Below are 14,201 nucleotides of genomic sequence, written 5' to 3'. Positions count from 1 at the left end.
AAGTCTGCCGATCTTGTCTCATGTCCCGAGGCGCGTCAGCGCAAGCGTCGCAGGGTCACGATATCGTCAGGTCAAACGGAAGCGACGGCTCGGGATCCGGCCAGGACGCGATCGGCGCATCTCCTTCGAGATGCGCCGCTTCGTTGCGGGAGTTTGGCGATCAGGACGCGCGGTTCTGCCGGTTCTCGATCAGGTCGTCGACCACGGCCGGCTCGGCGAGGGTCGAGGTGTCGCCCAGCGACGAGAACTCGTCCTCGGCGATCTTGCGCAGGATGCGGCGCATGATCTTGCCGGAGCGGGTCTTGGGCAGGCCGGGGGCGAACTGGATCAGGTCCGGCGAGGCGATGGGGCCGATATCCTTGCGGACCCAGGCTACCAATTCCTTGCGCAGTTCGTCCGAACCGTCCTCGCCCTCCATCAGGGTGACGTAGGCGTAGATGCCCTGTCCCTTCATGGAATGCGGGTAGCCGACGACGGCCGCTTCCGACACCTTCGGATGGGCGACGAGGGAGGATTCGACCTCTGCCGTGCCCATGCGGTGGCCCGAGACGTTGATGACGTCGTCGACGCGACCGGTGATCCAGTAATAGCCGTCCGCGTCCCGGCGGCAGCCGTCGCCGGTGAAGTAGAGGTTCGGATAGGTGGAGAAGTAGGTCTGCTCGAACCTCTCGTGGTCGCCATAGACCGTGCGCATCTGGCCCGGCCAGGAATCCGCGATGCAGAGGTTGCCCTCGCAGGGGCCGTCGAGTTCCTTGCCCTCGGCATCGACGATCAGCGGCTGAACGCCGAAGAACGGGCGCGTGGCCGAGCCGGGCTTCAGCTTGGTGGCGCCGGGAAGCGGGGTGATGAGGATGCCGCCGGTCTCGGTCTGCCACCAGGTGTCGACGATGGGGCAACGGCTGTCGCCGACCACGCGGTAGTACCAGTCCCAGGCCTCCGGGTTGATCGGCTCGCCCACCGAGCCGAGGACGCGCAAGCTGGCCCGCGACGTCTTCTTCACCGGGCCCTCGCCGCCGCCCATGAGCGAGCGGATCGCCGTGGGAGCGGTGTAGAAGATGTTGACCTTGTGCTTGTCCACCACGTCCCAGAACCGCGACGTCGACGGGTAGGTCGGGATACCCTCGAACATCAGGGTCGTGGCGCCATTGGCCAGCGGCCCGTAGACGATATAGCTGTGACCCGTGACCCAGCCCACATCGGCCGTGCACCAGTAGACTTCGCCCTCGCGGTAATCGAAGACGTATTGATGCGTCATGGCGGCGTAGACGAGATAGCCGCCGGTGGTGTGGACCACGCCCTTGGGCTGGCCCGTCGAGCCTGATGTGTAGAGGATGAAGAGCGGGTGCTCCGCTTCTACGGCCACGGCCGGGCAATCATCGGTGACCTGGGCGGCGGCCTCGTCGTAATAGACGTCGCGGCCGGGCTCCATCGGCACGGCAGTGCCGGTGCGGCGCACGACGATCACATGGTCCACCGCATCCTTGCCGAGCCGCGCGATGGCGGCGTCGACATTGGCCTTCAACGCGACCTTGCGCCCGCCGCGCAGACCCTCGTCGGCGGTGATGACGAGCTTCGAGGCACAACCTTCGATGCGGCCGGCCAGGGAATCCGGCGAGAAGCCGCCGAAGACGATGGAGTGGATCGCGCCGAGCCGGGCGCAGGCCAGCATGGCATAGGCGGCTTCCGGGATCATCGGCAGGTAGAGGGTGACGCGGTCACCCTTGCCGACGCCGCGGTTGCGCAGCACGTTCGCCATCCGGCAGACTTCCGCATGAAGCTGGCGGTAGGTGATGTGCTTGGATTCGTTGGGGTCGTCACCTTCCCAGATGATCGCGACCTGATCGCCACGGGTGGCGAGGTGGCGGTCGATGCAATTGTAGGCGACGTTGGTCTTGCCGTCCTCGAACCATTTGATCGAGACGTTGCCCGGAGCAAAGCTCGTGTTCTTCACGGTGGAGTACGGCGTCGACCAGTCGATCCGCTTGCCGTGCTCGCCCCAGAACGCGGCCGGATCGTCGACCGAGGCCTTGTACATCGCCTGATACCCGGCATCGTCCACATGCGCGCCGTCTATCCAGGCCGCGCGGACGTCGACCACCTTCTCGTCCATGACGTTTTCCCTGCTGGTGCCCGATCGTATCGCGAAAACCGCGCAGCCGGGACTTCCACCTTGTTCTTATGCGCAGGAGCAGATTTACCGCAAGCGCGAAGGGGCATGATCCAACAGCGCCGGCACCCCCAATTGGGGGAATACTCCTCGCCAGCGGTGGCCTGCAGGTCAGTTGCAGCCGATACAGATCCCCTTGATGCCCGAACCTTCCGGTTTGGGCCGCTTGCCGTTGTCGTCACGCTTCACCGGCGTGTCGGGCGCGGCCGCGGCGCCGGGGGGCTTGGTGACGCCGGTGGGGGTGATGTTGCGGAAGGCGCCGGCCGAGTCGAGGTTCTGCCCGGTCGTCGAGGTGCCGCCCGTCTGGGCCAGGGCGCCGGTTGCTCCGGCCATGAAAAGTCCGGCGGCCAGAAGTCTCAGGGTTGTACGCATCGCGCTTCTCCATCTGTCGCGGAAGAACGGATGGGGTGCGCCGGGGTTGCTTACGGCCGGAGATCGGCGCCGTTGAAGTCGGTGCCGGAAGGCCTAGGCGAACCCAGGCCGTGTCAGGGAAGCGACCCGCAGGGCTCGGCGCGGGCCGGCAATGCCGGGTTGGCCGTCCGGAACTCAGCCACCACTGCATCGAGGCGCGCATCCACGATGTCGCTCATCTGCGGAACCCCCTCGGCCACCCGGAGCCATTTCGCGCCATCCCAGACCTGCACGAAGCCGGAAGGCCGTCCGCCGTGATCGCGGCAGGTGAAGGTGAGGGAATGGGCAAAGCCCGCCAGCCCGAGTCCTTTCCAGCGGCTGTCGTCGATCGACAGGCCCTCGAAGGCGAGGCGCACGTCCGCGCCGCGCAACGGTGCGCCGCGCCGCGCTCTCTGGGCCTCCGCGATGGCTTCGGCGGCGAGCACCGCGTTGTAGACGCCCCGGTTATAATGGGTCTCCCCCGAACCGTCCTTCGGCGTCGAGGACAATCCGCGATCGGCGACGAAGGTGTCGATGGCATCGAAGGCGGGGAAAGCATCGCCGAAAGCGTGGCGGCTCACCTCCTTGAAGCCGCGACTCGCCGAGCCGGTGCGGCGGATGCCGTCCTGATCGGGCCAGCGCAGGGCGATCATCCGGTCGGGCGGGAAGCCGACCTTCAGGGCCTCCTCAATGGAAACTCCACTCCGCGTGCCCTGGCCGAGGAGGATGACATGGTCAGGGCGCGCGGCGGCGATGCGTGTCCACAGGGCGGCCTTGCCGGCCTCGGTCTCGTCATCGGCGAAGAGCAGCGTCGAGAACCCATACCGGGTGCCGAGTTCCTGCAGGATGACGAGGGCGGACGGATCGGCGCCCGCGTGGCTGTAGACGAGGCCGATGGAGAGGCCCTGCAGTTCGGACAGGCCACCGAGCCTATTGGCGAGATACCGGATCGCGATGGTGATGCCGCCGAGCACGGTGGAGGAGGGGTTGAACACCCATGGAAGCAGGTCGCCGCGCGTTCCGGCCGGGAAGCCGTCGGCGAGGGACAGGATCGGGATCCGCTCGCGCGCGGCCGGTTCCAGCAGGTCTTGGGTGATGCCCCGGTCCGGCGTCGTGATCAGGACCGTTCCGGACGCCTGCGCGGCGGCGTAGCAGGCCCGGGCGCGCTCGACCTCCGAGGCGACCTCGCATTCCTCCACCTGCAAGGGCACGCCGCCGATCCCGCCATCGCGCTGGTTCAGCATCTCCAGGTAATCGTGAACGCCATTGGCCACCCGCGCGCCGATGGCGGCGCCGGGACCCGTGCGGTTGGTGAGGAGGGTCATGCGGACGGGCTCGGCGGCTTCGGCCGACAGGCAGAACGCCAGGATCAGGGCCGTCACGGCCATCGGAGGCAGGCGTCTCGTCATGGAGAGTGCATGGGACCCGGTCCTCCGCAGGCCGCGCGTCGCAGGCGCGACGCACGCCGCATGGCCCGCCGATGATGGCAGATGCCCGGCCGTGAGACGAGTCCGCGCCCGCCTCGACGGTCAGGCGGTCCTGACCGCCGCCTGGGGCGGGAACAGCATTTCCACCAATGTGCCCTCGTCCTTCCGGCTCTCGATGCGGAAGCTTCCGTGATTGGCCTCCACCAGGGCCTTCGTGAGCGGCAGGCCGAGGCCGGTGCCGGTGCTTCGCCCATCCGCCCGCCCCTTGGGCGAGGCCGCCACGGCGATCTGCCGAAACGGTTCGAGGGCGGTCTCCACCTCGTCCGGGCTCATCCCGATCCCGGTGTCGCGCACGCGGAGGGCGATCTCGCCCCGGTCCGCCAGGGTGGTGGAGACGATGACCTGCCCGCCGGCCTCGGTGAAGGCGATGGCGTTGGCGATGATGTTGAGGGCGGCCTGCCGCAACGAGCGCTCGTCGGCGACCAGGGGCGGCAGGTCGTGGGAGAAGCTCGTGCGCAGGACGATCCGGTCACGCATCGCCTGCGGCTGCAGCATCGCCACGCAATGGGTGACGACGTCGTTGAGGGGCACCTCCTCGAAGGACAGGTCGAGGCGCCCAGCCTCGATCTTTGCGAGGTCGAGCAGGTCGTTGACGAGGCTGAGGACGTGGGTGCCCGAGGCGTGGATATCGCCGAGATAGTCGCGGTAGCGCTCATGGCCGATGGGGCCGAACGGCTCGGCCAGCATCATGTCGGCAAAGCCGAGGATGCCATTCATCGGCGTCCGGATCTCATGACTGATCCGGGCGAGGAAATCCGACTTGCGCGCGCTGGCATATTCCGCCGCGCGCCGGGCGTTCGAGGATTCAGCTTCGACGCTTCTGGTAGCGCGCACGTCCCGGACGGTCATCACCATGCGGCCGTCGTCCCGCCCGGCGAGAGGCGCCACATGGATCAGCATCGGCAGCATGCCGGCGGCCGCCCGGGCGATGACATCGGGCACCGGTTGCGACTGAGCCGCCTGTGCCGGGCCGGCGATGCCATGGACGCTGGCGAGCACGGCCACGGCGCTTTCCGGCGCGAACAGGCTGAGAATGCCGGCACCGACGACCTCGCGCGGGTCGAGACCGAACGTCGCCGCCGCGCTGCGGTTGAGCCCGATGATCCGGGCATTCCGGTCGAGGGTGACGACGCCGTCTTCCAGGCTGTCGAGCACGGCCTGCGCGTCGGCGGCGCGGGCACCGGCGAAGGCGTCGGCGATCTGCATCGCCGCGCGCTCGCGGGCCGGCTCCCCCGCGACCGCATCGCGGACGAGGAGCAGCTGGGCCGGCGCGCCGGTCCAGTCGACTTCGGACGCCTGGATATCGACGCTCAGGCGGTCACCGGCCTGGGTGGTGAGCAGAGCGGGCGCGCCATCCGCCGACCGCTCGTGTGGGATGAGCCCTCCGAACAGCCTGTCGAGGCCACCCGACGCGGTGAGCTCGGCGAGATCGGCGAACCCTGCCATGGTCAGCAGGCGACCATTGGCGAACAGGACGCTGTCGTCGCGATAGATCATCACGCCGCCGGGCAACCGTTCGAGCGTCGCCGCCACGGCGGCGTTCGGGCCTTCCGGAGCCGGTTCTACATTGCGCGCCATCGCGGAGGGGAACGGGGTCACCGATCCGCTGGCCGGCCGTTCGTCGTCCGTCGTGACCTCTTCATCGGATTCGGAATCGCCGGCAAAGCGCGCGCCCAGGGCGCGGGCGATCTCGCGGAACGCCGCATGCTCGTGGCTCGACAGATGAGAGTCCTGGAGCGTCGGCCAACCGCTCTGGGCGTCGGACGAAGGCTCGGTGGCGAACTCGACCGGTTCCGGCGGCGCGTCGGCCTCCGAAACGAGCGGCGGCGGGGCGGGGGGGGCATCCGCGTCCACCACCGTGCTCGCCGCGTCGGCGACGAGACCGGGCGAGGGTTCGGCGACGGGCGGGAGCGCCGCCGCCTCGATTGCCGGAACCCCGGAGGAAACGGGCGACCCGGTGCCATTGGATAGAGTGGCGACGGGGGCCGTCACCTCAGCTGGATCGGCAACGGTGCCGATGCCGCCTGCCGCCTCCGGGACGGGTCGCTCGCTCGGAGACTGATCGGGGGACGCTTCCGCATCGTCCGTGCTCGTCACGACATCCTGTGCCGAGGGGGACACGGAGGGGCGGACCATGGCGAAGCCGTTGAATCCGGAGAACTCGTCTCCGACGCGCCGGGTCGGCGTACCGGAGATGTCGAGATCCATCGCATCCGGCGCCCCGTCCGGCTGCAGGGTGACGGAGATCGCCCGGAAGGTGCGGCGCTGGGCGAGGGCGAGCAGGAGCCCCTCCGCATCGAGGAGCGTACGGGTCTGTGACAGGGCGGACCATGTCCGGCCGAGCATCGCCGGTTTGACCGACGCGGCGGCAGCCCCGGAAATGTCGGTGAGCCTGTCGTCGGCATCGCTGCGCCATACCAGGCGGCCGGTCTGCATCGAAGGAGTGTCCTGCGGCGAAGGCACGCCTTCCGCGACCGGGGACAGGCCCGCGGGCGCCGTCACCTCCTCGGCCTGCGGGAGGGCGGGCTCCACGACGGCTTTCTGTGGCGATGCGCGGTGGTTCGACAAGCGGTCGAGAAGCGCCACGATCAGGAGGTTGCGCCCCGACTTGTCCTTCGTCCGCAATACGAGGCACGTCGTGGCCGCTCCGAGACGGCGCGTTTCGAACCGAAGCTTCATCAGCGTCGGCCGATCCAATGGGAGACGGCGCGGGCGAACCTGGTCGCACAGGCGAATTGCATCGACCCGGCCCGATTCGTCGGTGCCGATCGCACGGCCGAGGCCGTTTGCCGCCGTCGAAGCCAGCAGGACTCGCTCCGCTGTCCCGTCCAACACGAGCCAAACGGCATCCGGGGCGCTCAGGCGAAGCCCGAACCGCGAATCACCACTCCAGTGTCTGACGAGGTCGCCGAGGTCCGGGTCGGGGCCGGACGTCGGTTCTTCAGCCCCTTTTTCGAACATCCGTACCCGTTTCGCCTGGCATGTAAGTGATTCGCGCTCTTTTTTACCCGCAACGCGCCGCCGATATAGACACCAAGCGCTGCCGGTGCGCGTTTACCTTTTGTCATCCTTAATGCCACGCACGAGGGTGGCATAGGGCAGGCGATGTGTTATTGTGCAGCGCACAACAAACGATCAACAAGCAAGTTCAGAGGAGACGGACATGAGCAACACCCCGAACTATGAAGTGCCTGCTGAAATGCGCGATTTTGCCGAAAAGAGCGTCGATCAGGCCCGCAAGGCTTTCGATTCGTTCATCGGTGCGGCCCGCCGCACCGCCGACACGGTTCATGGCTCGGCCGATACGGCCCGCACGAGCGCGCATGACGTCTCCGCTCGCGGCTTCGAGTTCGCCGAGCAGAACGTGAATGCCGCCTTCGACCTCGCCCAGAAGCTGGTTCGCTCGCGCGACCTGCAGGAGGCCATGCAGCATCAGGCCGAGTTCGTCCGCAGCCAGTTCGCTGCGATCCAGGCCCAGGCCAAGGAGTTCGGTGGCCTGGCGCAGAGCGCCATGCAGCAGGGTGCCGAGAAGGCCAAGGCCGCTATGCAGGAGACTGCCGAGAACACCCGCAAGGCGATGGAACAAGGTACGGAAGCCGCTCGCAAGGCCGGCGCCGATGCCGAGCAGGCCATTCGCAACGCCAATTCCTGATAGTTTCGAAATGCGACGGATCTGATCCGTCCGACGATAGAGGCCCGCCCCGCCCGCACGGTGAGGCGGGCCTCGCTGTTTTTTTCAGAAGACGGGCTCGATGATCCGGCTCGATATTCGGTTGTTGACGGTCCCGGCCAAGCTGTCTTAGTCAAGTTTTGCCGCGCCGAACGCGTGCCGTAAGCGTCTGACGTCAAGCAACGCATTTTCCGATCCGTCATCCGGTCGGTGTCAGTGCTGCCCCGGATTACGGTCCAGACGTCGGGTTATCATGAACCGCCTGCAATCGTTCCGTCTCCGCGGATGCCTGCCGCCGAGCAGTCAGCGGCTCCTCATGCCTCTGGTGCTCTCCATCCTGATGACGCTCGTCGTCTCGGCGATCTCCACCTACAAGACCTTGCGGGCCGACGCGGCTTTCCTCGACCATTGGCCGCCGGCCTGGGCTTTGTCCTGGGTGGTGGCGTTCCCGACGCTTCTCCTGGTCCTGCCCCTGGTCCGCCGGATCGTCGGGTTCCTGGTTAGATCAGCCTGACGCCCGCCCCGGCCTACAAACATCAGATGTCCGGAAGGACGATCCGGACCGAGCCAGAGAGGGCTGAGGCAGGTTCTCAGACGAGCCGGCACGGCATAAGAAACTCCCGCATCGCTCCCGAGGCCATGCCCTGTGCGGTGCGGGAGACTTGCTCGAGAGCCTCGAGACTAAAGCTCAGGATCGACAGGCGGCGCAGATCGGGGGAATGGGGATCGATGACCATCAAGCCGGGTGATTACGTAGGGTCGGACGACAACGAGGCGACCATGACCGTCGTCGAGATCGTGGACGACAGGGCCCTGTGCCGCTGGTTCGTGGATGGCGACGTCGACGGCGACGAACTGGAAGCGTGGCTGCCGATCGCCTCCCTCACGGTTCTTTGAAAGGCGCGCGATCGCCGGTGCCGTAGTCCCGTCGGTGACGGCAGCGAACGACGTGCGACACGGCGCTTGCACCGCGGCGAGCGGTCTCCTAACCCTGGCGCCCCGCCCGGATTTCGGGCTCGTCGAAGAGGGCGATCCTCCATGCGACCTGGTTTTTCGCGCTCCGCCCAGCGTTTCGGCCTGTTGGCCCTCACTCTGGCTGGTGTGCTCTCCGCTGGCGCCGCCAGCGCGCAATACGATGACGAGGGCTATTACCGTCCGCCGCCGCGCCGTGATTACTACGACGATCGCGGCCCCCCGCCCCGCCGGGCCGTGGGCCTGAACTGCGATGCGGTTCAATCGGGCATCACCGGGCCGCAGCCTTATTCCTGTCCCCTGCCGGGGCCGCGTCCGCTCGGCGCGCGCTGCTTCTGCGACATGCCAATCGCGTCCTTCAGCGCACCTCAGACGGCAGTGGGGCGCGTCGTCCCGTAAGGGTCGAGCCGACGACGAAGAACGCCGCGCCATCCAGCGATGACGCGGCGTTGTATCTTGAGCCGGATGTCGTTCAGTTGAGGACGACGACCTTGGCGCCGACCTTCACACGCTCGTAGAGATCGGTGACGTCGTCGTTGGTCATGCGGATGCAGCCGGAGGAAACGGCCTGACCAATCGTGTCGGGCTCGTTCGAGCCGTGGATCCGGTACTCGGTGTTGCCGATATACATGGCACGTGCGCCGAGCGGGTTCTCAACACCACCGGCCATGTAGCGCGGCAGGTCGGGGCGACGAGCGATCATCGCGGCCGGGGGAGTCCACGACGGCCACTCGCGCTTGGCGGTGACGGTCTTGGTGCCCGACCAGGTGAAGCCCGGGCGGCCGACACCGACGCCGTAGCGGATGGCTTCGCCGTTCGGCAGGACGAAGTAGAGACGCCGCTCGGCGGTCGAGACGACGATGGTTCCCGGCTTGTATGCGCCGTTAAATCCGACGATCTCGCGCGGGATCGGCGCGACCTGGGCCTGGGGAGCGGCCTGAGCGCCCTGGCCGACGGTGCCCTGATAGCCATAGGGATCGTAGGAGGGCTGAGCGTACTCGGTCTCGGGGTAGTAATCGTCGCCACCCGTTCCGAACGGATCGTAGGAGGAGGCGGCGAGGACGGGGGTGGAAGCGAGGATGCAAGCACCCATGATGCCTGCAAGAGCGGTCGCCAACGTCTTCATGGTCGGATGCCTTGGCTGTACGGTAACCTTTGCTATACAAGCGTAAGCGTAGGCCGGTGGTTCCACCCCCCGATGCAGATTTCACATCTCGTTAACGTGAGCTTCCAAAATCAGTACACCTCGTCGGTATGCACGTCGAAGCGGGCGAGGTGCGAGTATCCGAAGTTGGTGGTGATCGCGACGTCGGTGGCGTCGCGACCCCGCGCCATGACGATGCGGCCGATGCGCGGCGTGTTGTGGCGGGCGTCGAACGTGTACCAGCGCCCGTCGAGATAGACTTCGAACCAGGCCGAGAAATCCATCGGGTCGGGGACGGGCGGGATGCCGATATCGCCGAGATAGCCGGTGCAGTAGCGCGCGGGAATGTTCATGCAGCGGCAGAAGGCGACGGCGAGATGCGCGAAATCGCGGCACACGCCCTGCCTCTGCATGAAACCGTCCCATGCGGTGCGCGTGGCGTCGGCGAGCATATAGTCGAAGCGGATGCGGTCATGGACGTAGTCGCAGATCGCCTGGACCCGTGACCAGCCCGGCATCGTCCCGCCGAACAACGACCATGCGGTCTCCGAGAGCTTGTCGGTGTCGCAGTAGCGGCTGCCAAGGAGGTAGACCAGCACGTCGCTCGGCAGGTTCTGGACATCGATCTGCTGTGCGTAGGGCGCGTATTCGTCCGGCATTCCCGTGTCATAGACAGTGAAGTCGGCCGAGATGTCGAGACGCCCCACCGGCGTGACGATGCGGGTGCAGATGTTGTCGTAGACGTCCCGGTATTCCTGGAAGGGGATGGGCGGATTGAAGCTGATGACGTGCGGGGTCATCACATCCGGCATGCGTGACGGGTGCACGCTCAGTTCGAGGATCATGGGCGTCGGCTGAACCGATTCGAAGGCGATGTCGAACCCAGTCCTGATCTTCATCGTAATGGCCCCATGTCTGTAAAAATCTGGTCTGAACCCGGTCGCCGTCCGGCGACAGGGACGTGATCGTTGTCAACGCACGAGGATCGGATCCGGTGTGCGCTGCTCGACGGAACCCGGTTCGATTTCGTCGACCTCGACACTCACCGACATGCCGAGATCGTCCGCGGGAAACCCGAAGAAGGAGCCGTGCAACGGCACCGCCTGGCGCGGGTCGCGCGCGACGGCGACGCGGATGAGGTCGCGGTTGCCGACGATGCCGTTGGTGGGGTCGAACTCGATCCAGCCCGCGCCCGGCAGGTAGACCTGCACCCAGGCATGGGTCGAGCCGCCGCCCACATGGCGGTTGCGGTCCCCGCGCGGGTTGTAGAGGTAGCCGGAGACGAAGCGGGCGGCCATTCCGAGAGCGCGCACGGCCTCGATCATGAGCACCGCGAAATCGCGGCAGCTTCCGCGCTTGAGGCGCAGGGTGGTGACGGGATCCTGAACGCCTTTTTCCGAGCGGGCGAGATAAGCGAAATTGCGTCGGACATGGCGCGTCATGTCGGCCAGCAATTCCTGCGTGCCGACGCGGCCGGCGGGCGGGACGAAGCTGCGCGCCCAGGCATCGACCTCGTTCTTCGGGTCGCGATGCTCGCGCTCGATGGAGCGGCTGAGATCGGGCATGTCGTCGGCGCCGTAGCCGAAGGGGTAGAAGGCCGCATGCGGCGCGATTGGGAATTCCGGCGCCAGTTCAGGCGTGTGGTCGAGGGTGATCGAGCAATCGAAGATGAGGGACGAGGCCCGCCCCTGAAAGGTGGCCACCGCGACGCAATTGCCGAACACGTCGTGAAGCCAGCGCAGGGACGAGGGCTCCGGCGTGATCTTCAACGTCGCTGCGAGCAGGCGCTGGTCGTAGCTGTCGCGAGGCCGGAACATGATTCGATGCTCGCCCAACCCGACGGGCTGGCGGTAGCGGTACGTGGTGATGTGTCGGACGGACAATATCGGCACGTTGACGGGCTCCGCGGCACCGGTCGGTACCACTCTCTTGGATCGACGCAATGCAAGAGGTGCGCCCAACTCCGTGGCGGAGCAGGATTCCGCCGCCACGTCTGCGCAGCATTGTCCTGGATATCATCGCCGGGGCAATGGTCGGCGGGCCTGCTCGACAGGGATGTTTTTGGATGAAGGACCGTGCGGCCCGAGTCGATGTCTCGGTGCGCAGCCGTCCATCAGGGTACGGCCGGCGGAGGATTGCTCGTTGCGTGCTCGGCCTCCACCAGAACGTCCTGCGGTCGCCAGGGTTTAGGGATGAACACCACTCTCTCGGGCAACGCGTCCGGTCGCGGGGCGCGCCGGCCGGAGGTGACGACCATGCGGGCCGTGGGCCACAGCATGGCCACGGCCCGTGCGAGCTGCAGGCCGTCCATGACACCGGAGAGCTGGATATCGGCAAAGACGAGAGCGACGTCCCCACCCCGGTCCCGCATCACGGCGAGCGCCTCTTCCGCCGAGCTGCAGCCGATCGTGTCGAGTTCGGTCTCATCGAGAAGGGCGACCGCCAGACCTTGCGTCGACGCGTCGTCTTCCACCACCAAGGCGAGGCGACCGGACTTGCGCACCGGTGCGGAGACGACGGGCTCCGGCTCGGCCGCAGCGTCCGGCGAAGGAACCTGACGAACGAGGGCCGCCAGATTTTCGGGGATGCCCTCGGCGATCAGGTCGTCATAGAAGGAAGCGAGCGCCTCGCCGATCTGATCCAGGGCGAGGCTGGGCGCGAGGGTATCGTGACCGGCGCGCTTGGCGGGAGCGGCCTTGAACGGTGTGGGGGACCGATCCTTCAACGGGCCTTTTGGATCGAGCACGTCATCCCTCCGACTTTCGTAATCCGCCCCCGCACGACCTGCGCGACTGCAAGCTCAACGTCGGGAGTTCGGCGTCAGTTGCCCAATGGACAACAAGAGGGGCCGGCATGCGGCGAACGCGGCCGTAAGGCGCGTGGTCCGTGCCGGCGACGGACAGCATGAAGATGGAAATCGGTCTCGCGCGCCTACTCGGCCGACGCGTCGGCATAGGCCATCACGCCCGAGAGCGAGCGGACATCGCGGTAGCGGGCGCCGCGGGTGCTCATCATGGTCTCGAACTTCTCGTGAACCTCGGCCACCGACAGGCTTGCGGCCTTGCGACGACCGCGCTGCGCCGCGAAGAAGATGGTGCGGTTGGCGCGTGCCGGGCCGGGCAGCATCTGTGCCGCGGCGGATTTCGGCTTGTCGACCACGCTGGCGAGGAATTCCTCGGCATCGTCCGGCCCGAGGAAGTGCGCGAGGTAGACCTCGCCGAGGGTGAGTTCGCGGCCGATGCGCAGGGAGATTCGCGCCGCGTCGCGCTTGAGCATCTCGCCCGCCATCAGGGCAGCGAGGTAGGGATCGCGCCGCAATTCGAGGATGCGGGTCCGCTCGGCGGCATCGGCGACGCTCGGCTTGCCATTGTCGCCGGAGACCACGAGGGCCGCTTCCTGCGTCAGCCCGTATTTCGGTCCGAAGTCGCGCACGACGCCGAGCCAGGTCCGCTCGATGAACTGGAACAGACCGGTGGCCGAGGAGGTCTTGGCCTGCACTTCGGTGATGAAGCTCGATTCCTTGTCGGCCACCGCCATCAGCAGGACAGGATCGGTCTGGACGGCCTGGGCCGCGCGGACGATCTTCTGCACGAGGTGGCGCCGGATCTTCATCGGCCCGAATTCGAGGATGTCGTTCGGGTCGCCGACGGCGCTCTCGGTGAGCAGATAATCGTAAGACACCCGGTCGACCGCATTGGAGCCGATCTCGGTGTCGAGGTCGTGGACGGCAGCGAATGCCGAGGACGCCGTGAGCACGGTGGGCGCCGCATCGAGGACCGCCGGTACAGACGATTGAATTCTGGGCTTGGGCATCGACGGCTCGGTCATCGCCTGAGCCGACTGCACCACGGCGCCAAAGCCGCTCGTGCCGGTGCCGTTGAGGACGACGGCGCTGAGGCCGCCGGCAACCAGCATCATCGCGATAACGGAGCGCGTGAGTGCGGGGCGGCTGCCATGGTCGCGGCCGACGCGATTCTTGAGGGTCAGAGCATCGGACGATGTCGCGACGTCACCGCCAGCGCCGAAGCGGCGCGAGGGAGGGGAAATTCGTGATGATCCGACCTTCTGAACCCGCATCTGATCGACTCGTCTCCGTGTGGTGGCGCACATCGGCATTTACGAGGACAGTTGTGGCGACAAAACGGCTAGGCTTGTGCTCATCCCGTGGCGTCGATGGCCGCTTTGAGGCAGCTTGGCCGTAAGTCGAGGCAACGGCCGCGCTATCGCGCGCTCGGACCCGCTCCGTGTCCATCGGACACTTACGGCATCGCCGATTCCAGACTTTCGATGGAGGGATGGCGTCTCGGCCGTCGGACCTCATGGAAGTCCGTGACGCGAACCCGTGCCCGATGCCTTGCCGGGCGTCTTCAT

The 14,201-nt window shown here is 66.9% G+C and carries 13 protein-coding genes; 4 read left to right on the top strand and 9 right to left on the bottom strand.

The window, feature by feature from the left end; genetic code table 11:
* Positions 1 to 160: 160 nt before the first annotated feature.
* From acs to A3OM_RS24275, 4 genes are all read right to left on the bottom strand, one after another.
* Positions 161 to 2,110, bottom strand: a complete 1,950-nt coding sequence (gene acs / locus A3OM_RS0117880) for an acetate--CoA ligase (RefSeq protein ID WP_018045145.1) — start codon at positions 2,108 to 2,110, stop codon at positions 161 to 163.
* A 168-nt stretch (positions 2,111 to 2,278) separates the two neighbouring features.
* Positions 2,279 to 2,539 carry a hypothetical protein gene (locus tag A3OM_RS0117875; RefSeq protein WP_018045144.1) on the bottom strand — a complete coding sequence of 87 codons (261 nt, stop codon included), beginning with the start codon at positions 2,537 to 2,539 and terminating at the stop codon, positions 2,279 to 2,281.
* 113 nt (positions 2,540 to 2,652) lie between these two features.
* Entirely contained in the window at positions 2,653 to 3,945 is a 1,293-nt protein-coding gene (locus A3OM_RS0117870) for an ABC transporter substrate-binding protein (protein ID WP_018045143.1), read from the bottom strand.
* A gap of 141 nt (positions 3,946 to 4,086) precedes the next feature.
* Positions 4,087 to 6,723: an ATP-binding protein gene (locus tag A3OM_RS24275; protein ID WP_157196506.1), complete on the bottom strand. Its 2,637-nt coding sequence runs from the start codon at positions 6,721 to 6,723 to the stop codon at positions 4,087 to 4,089.
* 484 nt (positions 6,724 to 7,207) lie between these two features.
* Here A3OM_RS24275 and A3OM_RS0117860 point away from each other — a divergent pair, with 484 nt between their 5' ends.
* The 4 genes from A3OM_RS0117860 (at position 7,208) to A3OM_RS0117845 (ending at position 9,085) form a co-directional block, all read left to right on the top strand.
* A complete protein-coding gene (locus A3OM_RS0117860) occupies positions 7,208 to 7,696 on the top strand; it encodes a phasin (protein ID WP_026176167.1) in 489 nt (162 codons plus the stop codon).
* A 271-nt stretch (positions 7,697 to 7,967) separates the two neighbouring features.
* On the top strand, positions 7,968 to 8,228 hold the full coding sequence (locus A3OM_RS0117855; protein ID WP_018045141.1) for a DUF2798 domain-containing protein: 261 nt from the start codon (positions 7,968 to 7,970) through the stop codon (positions 8,226 to 8,228).
* Positions 8,229 to 8,443: 215 nt separating this feature from the next.
* The gene (locus A3OM_RS26190; protein ID WP_018045140.1) at positions 8,444 to 8,611 is read left to right on the top strand and encodes a hypothetical protein; all 168 of its coding nucleotides are present in this window, start codon (positions 8,444 to 8,446) and stop codon (positions 8,609 to 8,611) included.
* Positions 8,612 to 8,752: 141 nt separating this feature from the next.
* Positions 8,753 to 9,085 (top strand): hypothetical protein, encoded by a 333-nt coding sequence (locus A3OM_RS0117845; protein WP_018045139.1) that lies wholly within the window; start codon positions 8,753 to 8,755, stop codon positions 9,083 to 9,085.
* A gap of 73 nt (positions 9,086 to 9,158) precedes the next feature.
* On the opposite strand, the gene A3OM_RS0117840 is transcribed toward A3OM_RS0117845, so the two are convergent.
* From A3OM_RS0117840 to A3OM_RS0117820, 5 genes are all read right to left on the bottom strand, one after another.
* Positions 9,159 to 9,812, bottom strand: coding sequence for a L,D-transpeptidase (locus tag A3OM_RS0117840; protein WP_026176166.1), 654 nt, complete (start codon positions 9,810 to 9,812; stop codon positions 9,159 to 9,161).
* 110 nt (positions 9,813 to 9,922) lie between these two features.
* Positions 9,923 to 10,729 (bottom strand): transglutaminase family protein, encoded by an 807-nt coding sequence (locus tag A3OM_RS0117835; RefSeq protein ID WP_018045137.1) that lies wholly within the window; start codon positions 10,727 to 10,729, stop codon positions 9,923 to 9,925.
* Positions 10,730 to 10,801: 72 nt separating this feature from the next.
* Positions 10,802 to 11,722, bottom strand: a complete 921-nt coding sequence (locus A3OM_RS0117830) for a transglutaminase family protein (RefSeq protein ID WP_051074427.1) — start codon at positions 11,720 to 11,722, stop codon at positions 10,802 to 10,804.
* 221 nt (positions 11,723 to 11,943) lie between these two features.
* Positions 11,944 to 12,474, bottom strand: coding sequence for a response regulator (locus tag A3OM_RS0117825; protein ID WP_026176164.1), 531 nt, complete (start codon positions 12,472 to 12,474; stop codon positions 11,944 to 11,946).
* A gap of 287 nt (positions 12,475 to 12,761) precedes the next feature.
* A complete protein-coding gene (locus A3OM_RS0117820; protein ID WP_018045134.1) occupies positions 12,762 to 13,907 on the bottom strand; it encodes a transglycosylase SLT domain-containing protein in 1,146 nt (381 codons plus the stop codon).
* Between the last annotated feature and the right edge of the window lie 294 nt (positions 13,908 to 14,201).

It is taken from the genome of Methylobacterium sp. 88A, from assembly GCF_000376345.1.
Lineage (GTDB): Bacteria > Pseudomonadota > Alphaproteobacteria > Rhizobiales > Beijerinckiaceae > Methylobacterium > Methylobacterium bullatum.
Note: the sequence above shows the minus strand (reverse complement) of the source record. Positions and strands in the feature narration are given on the sequence as shown.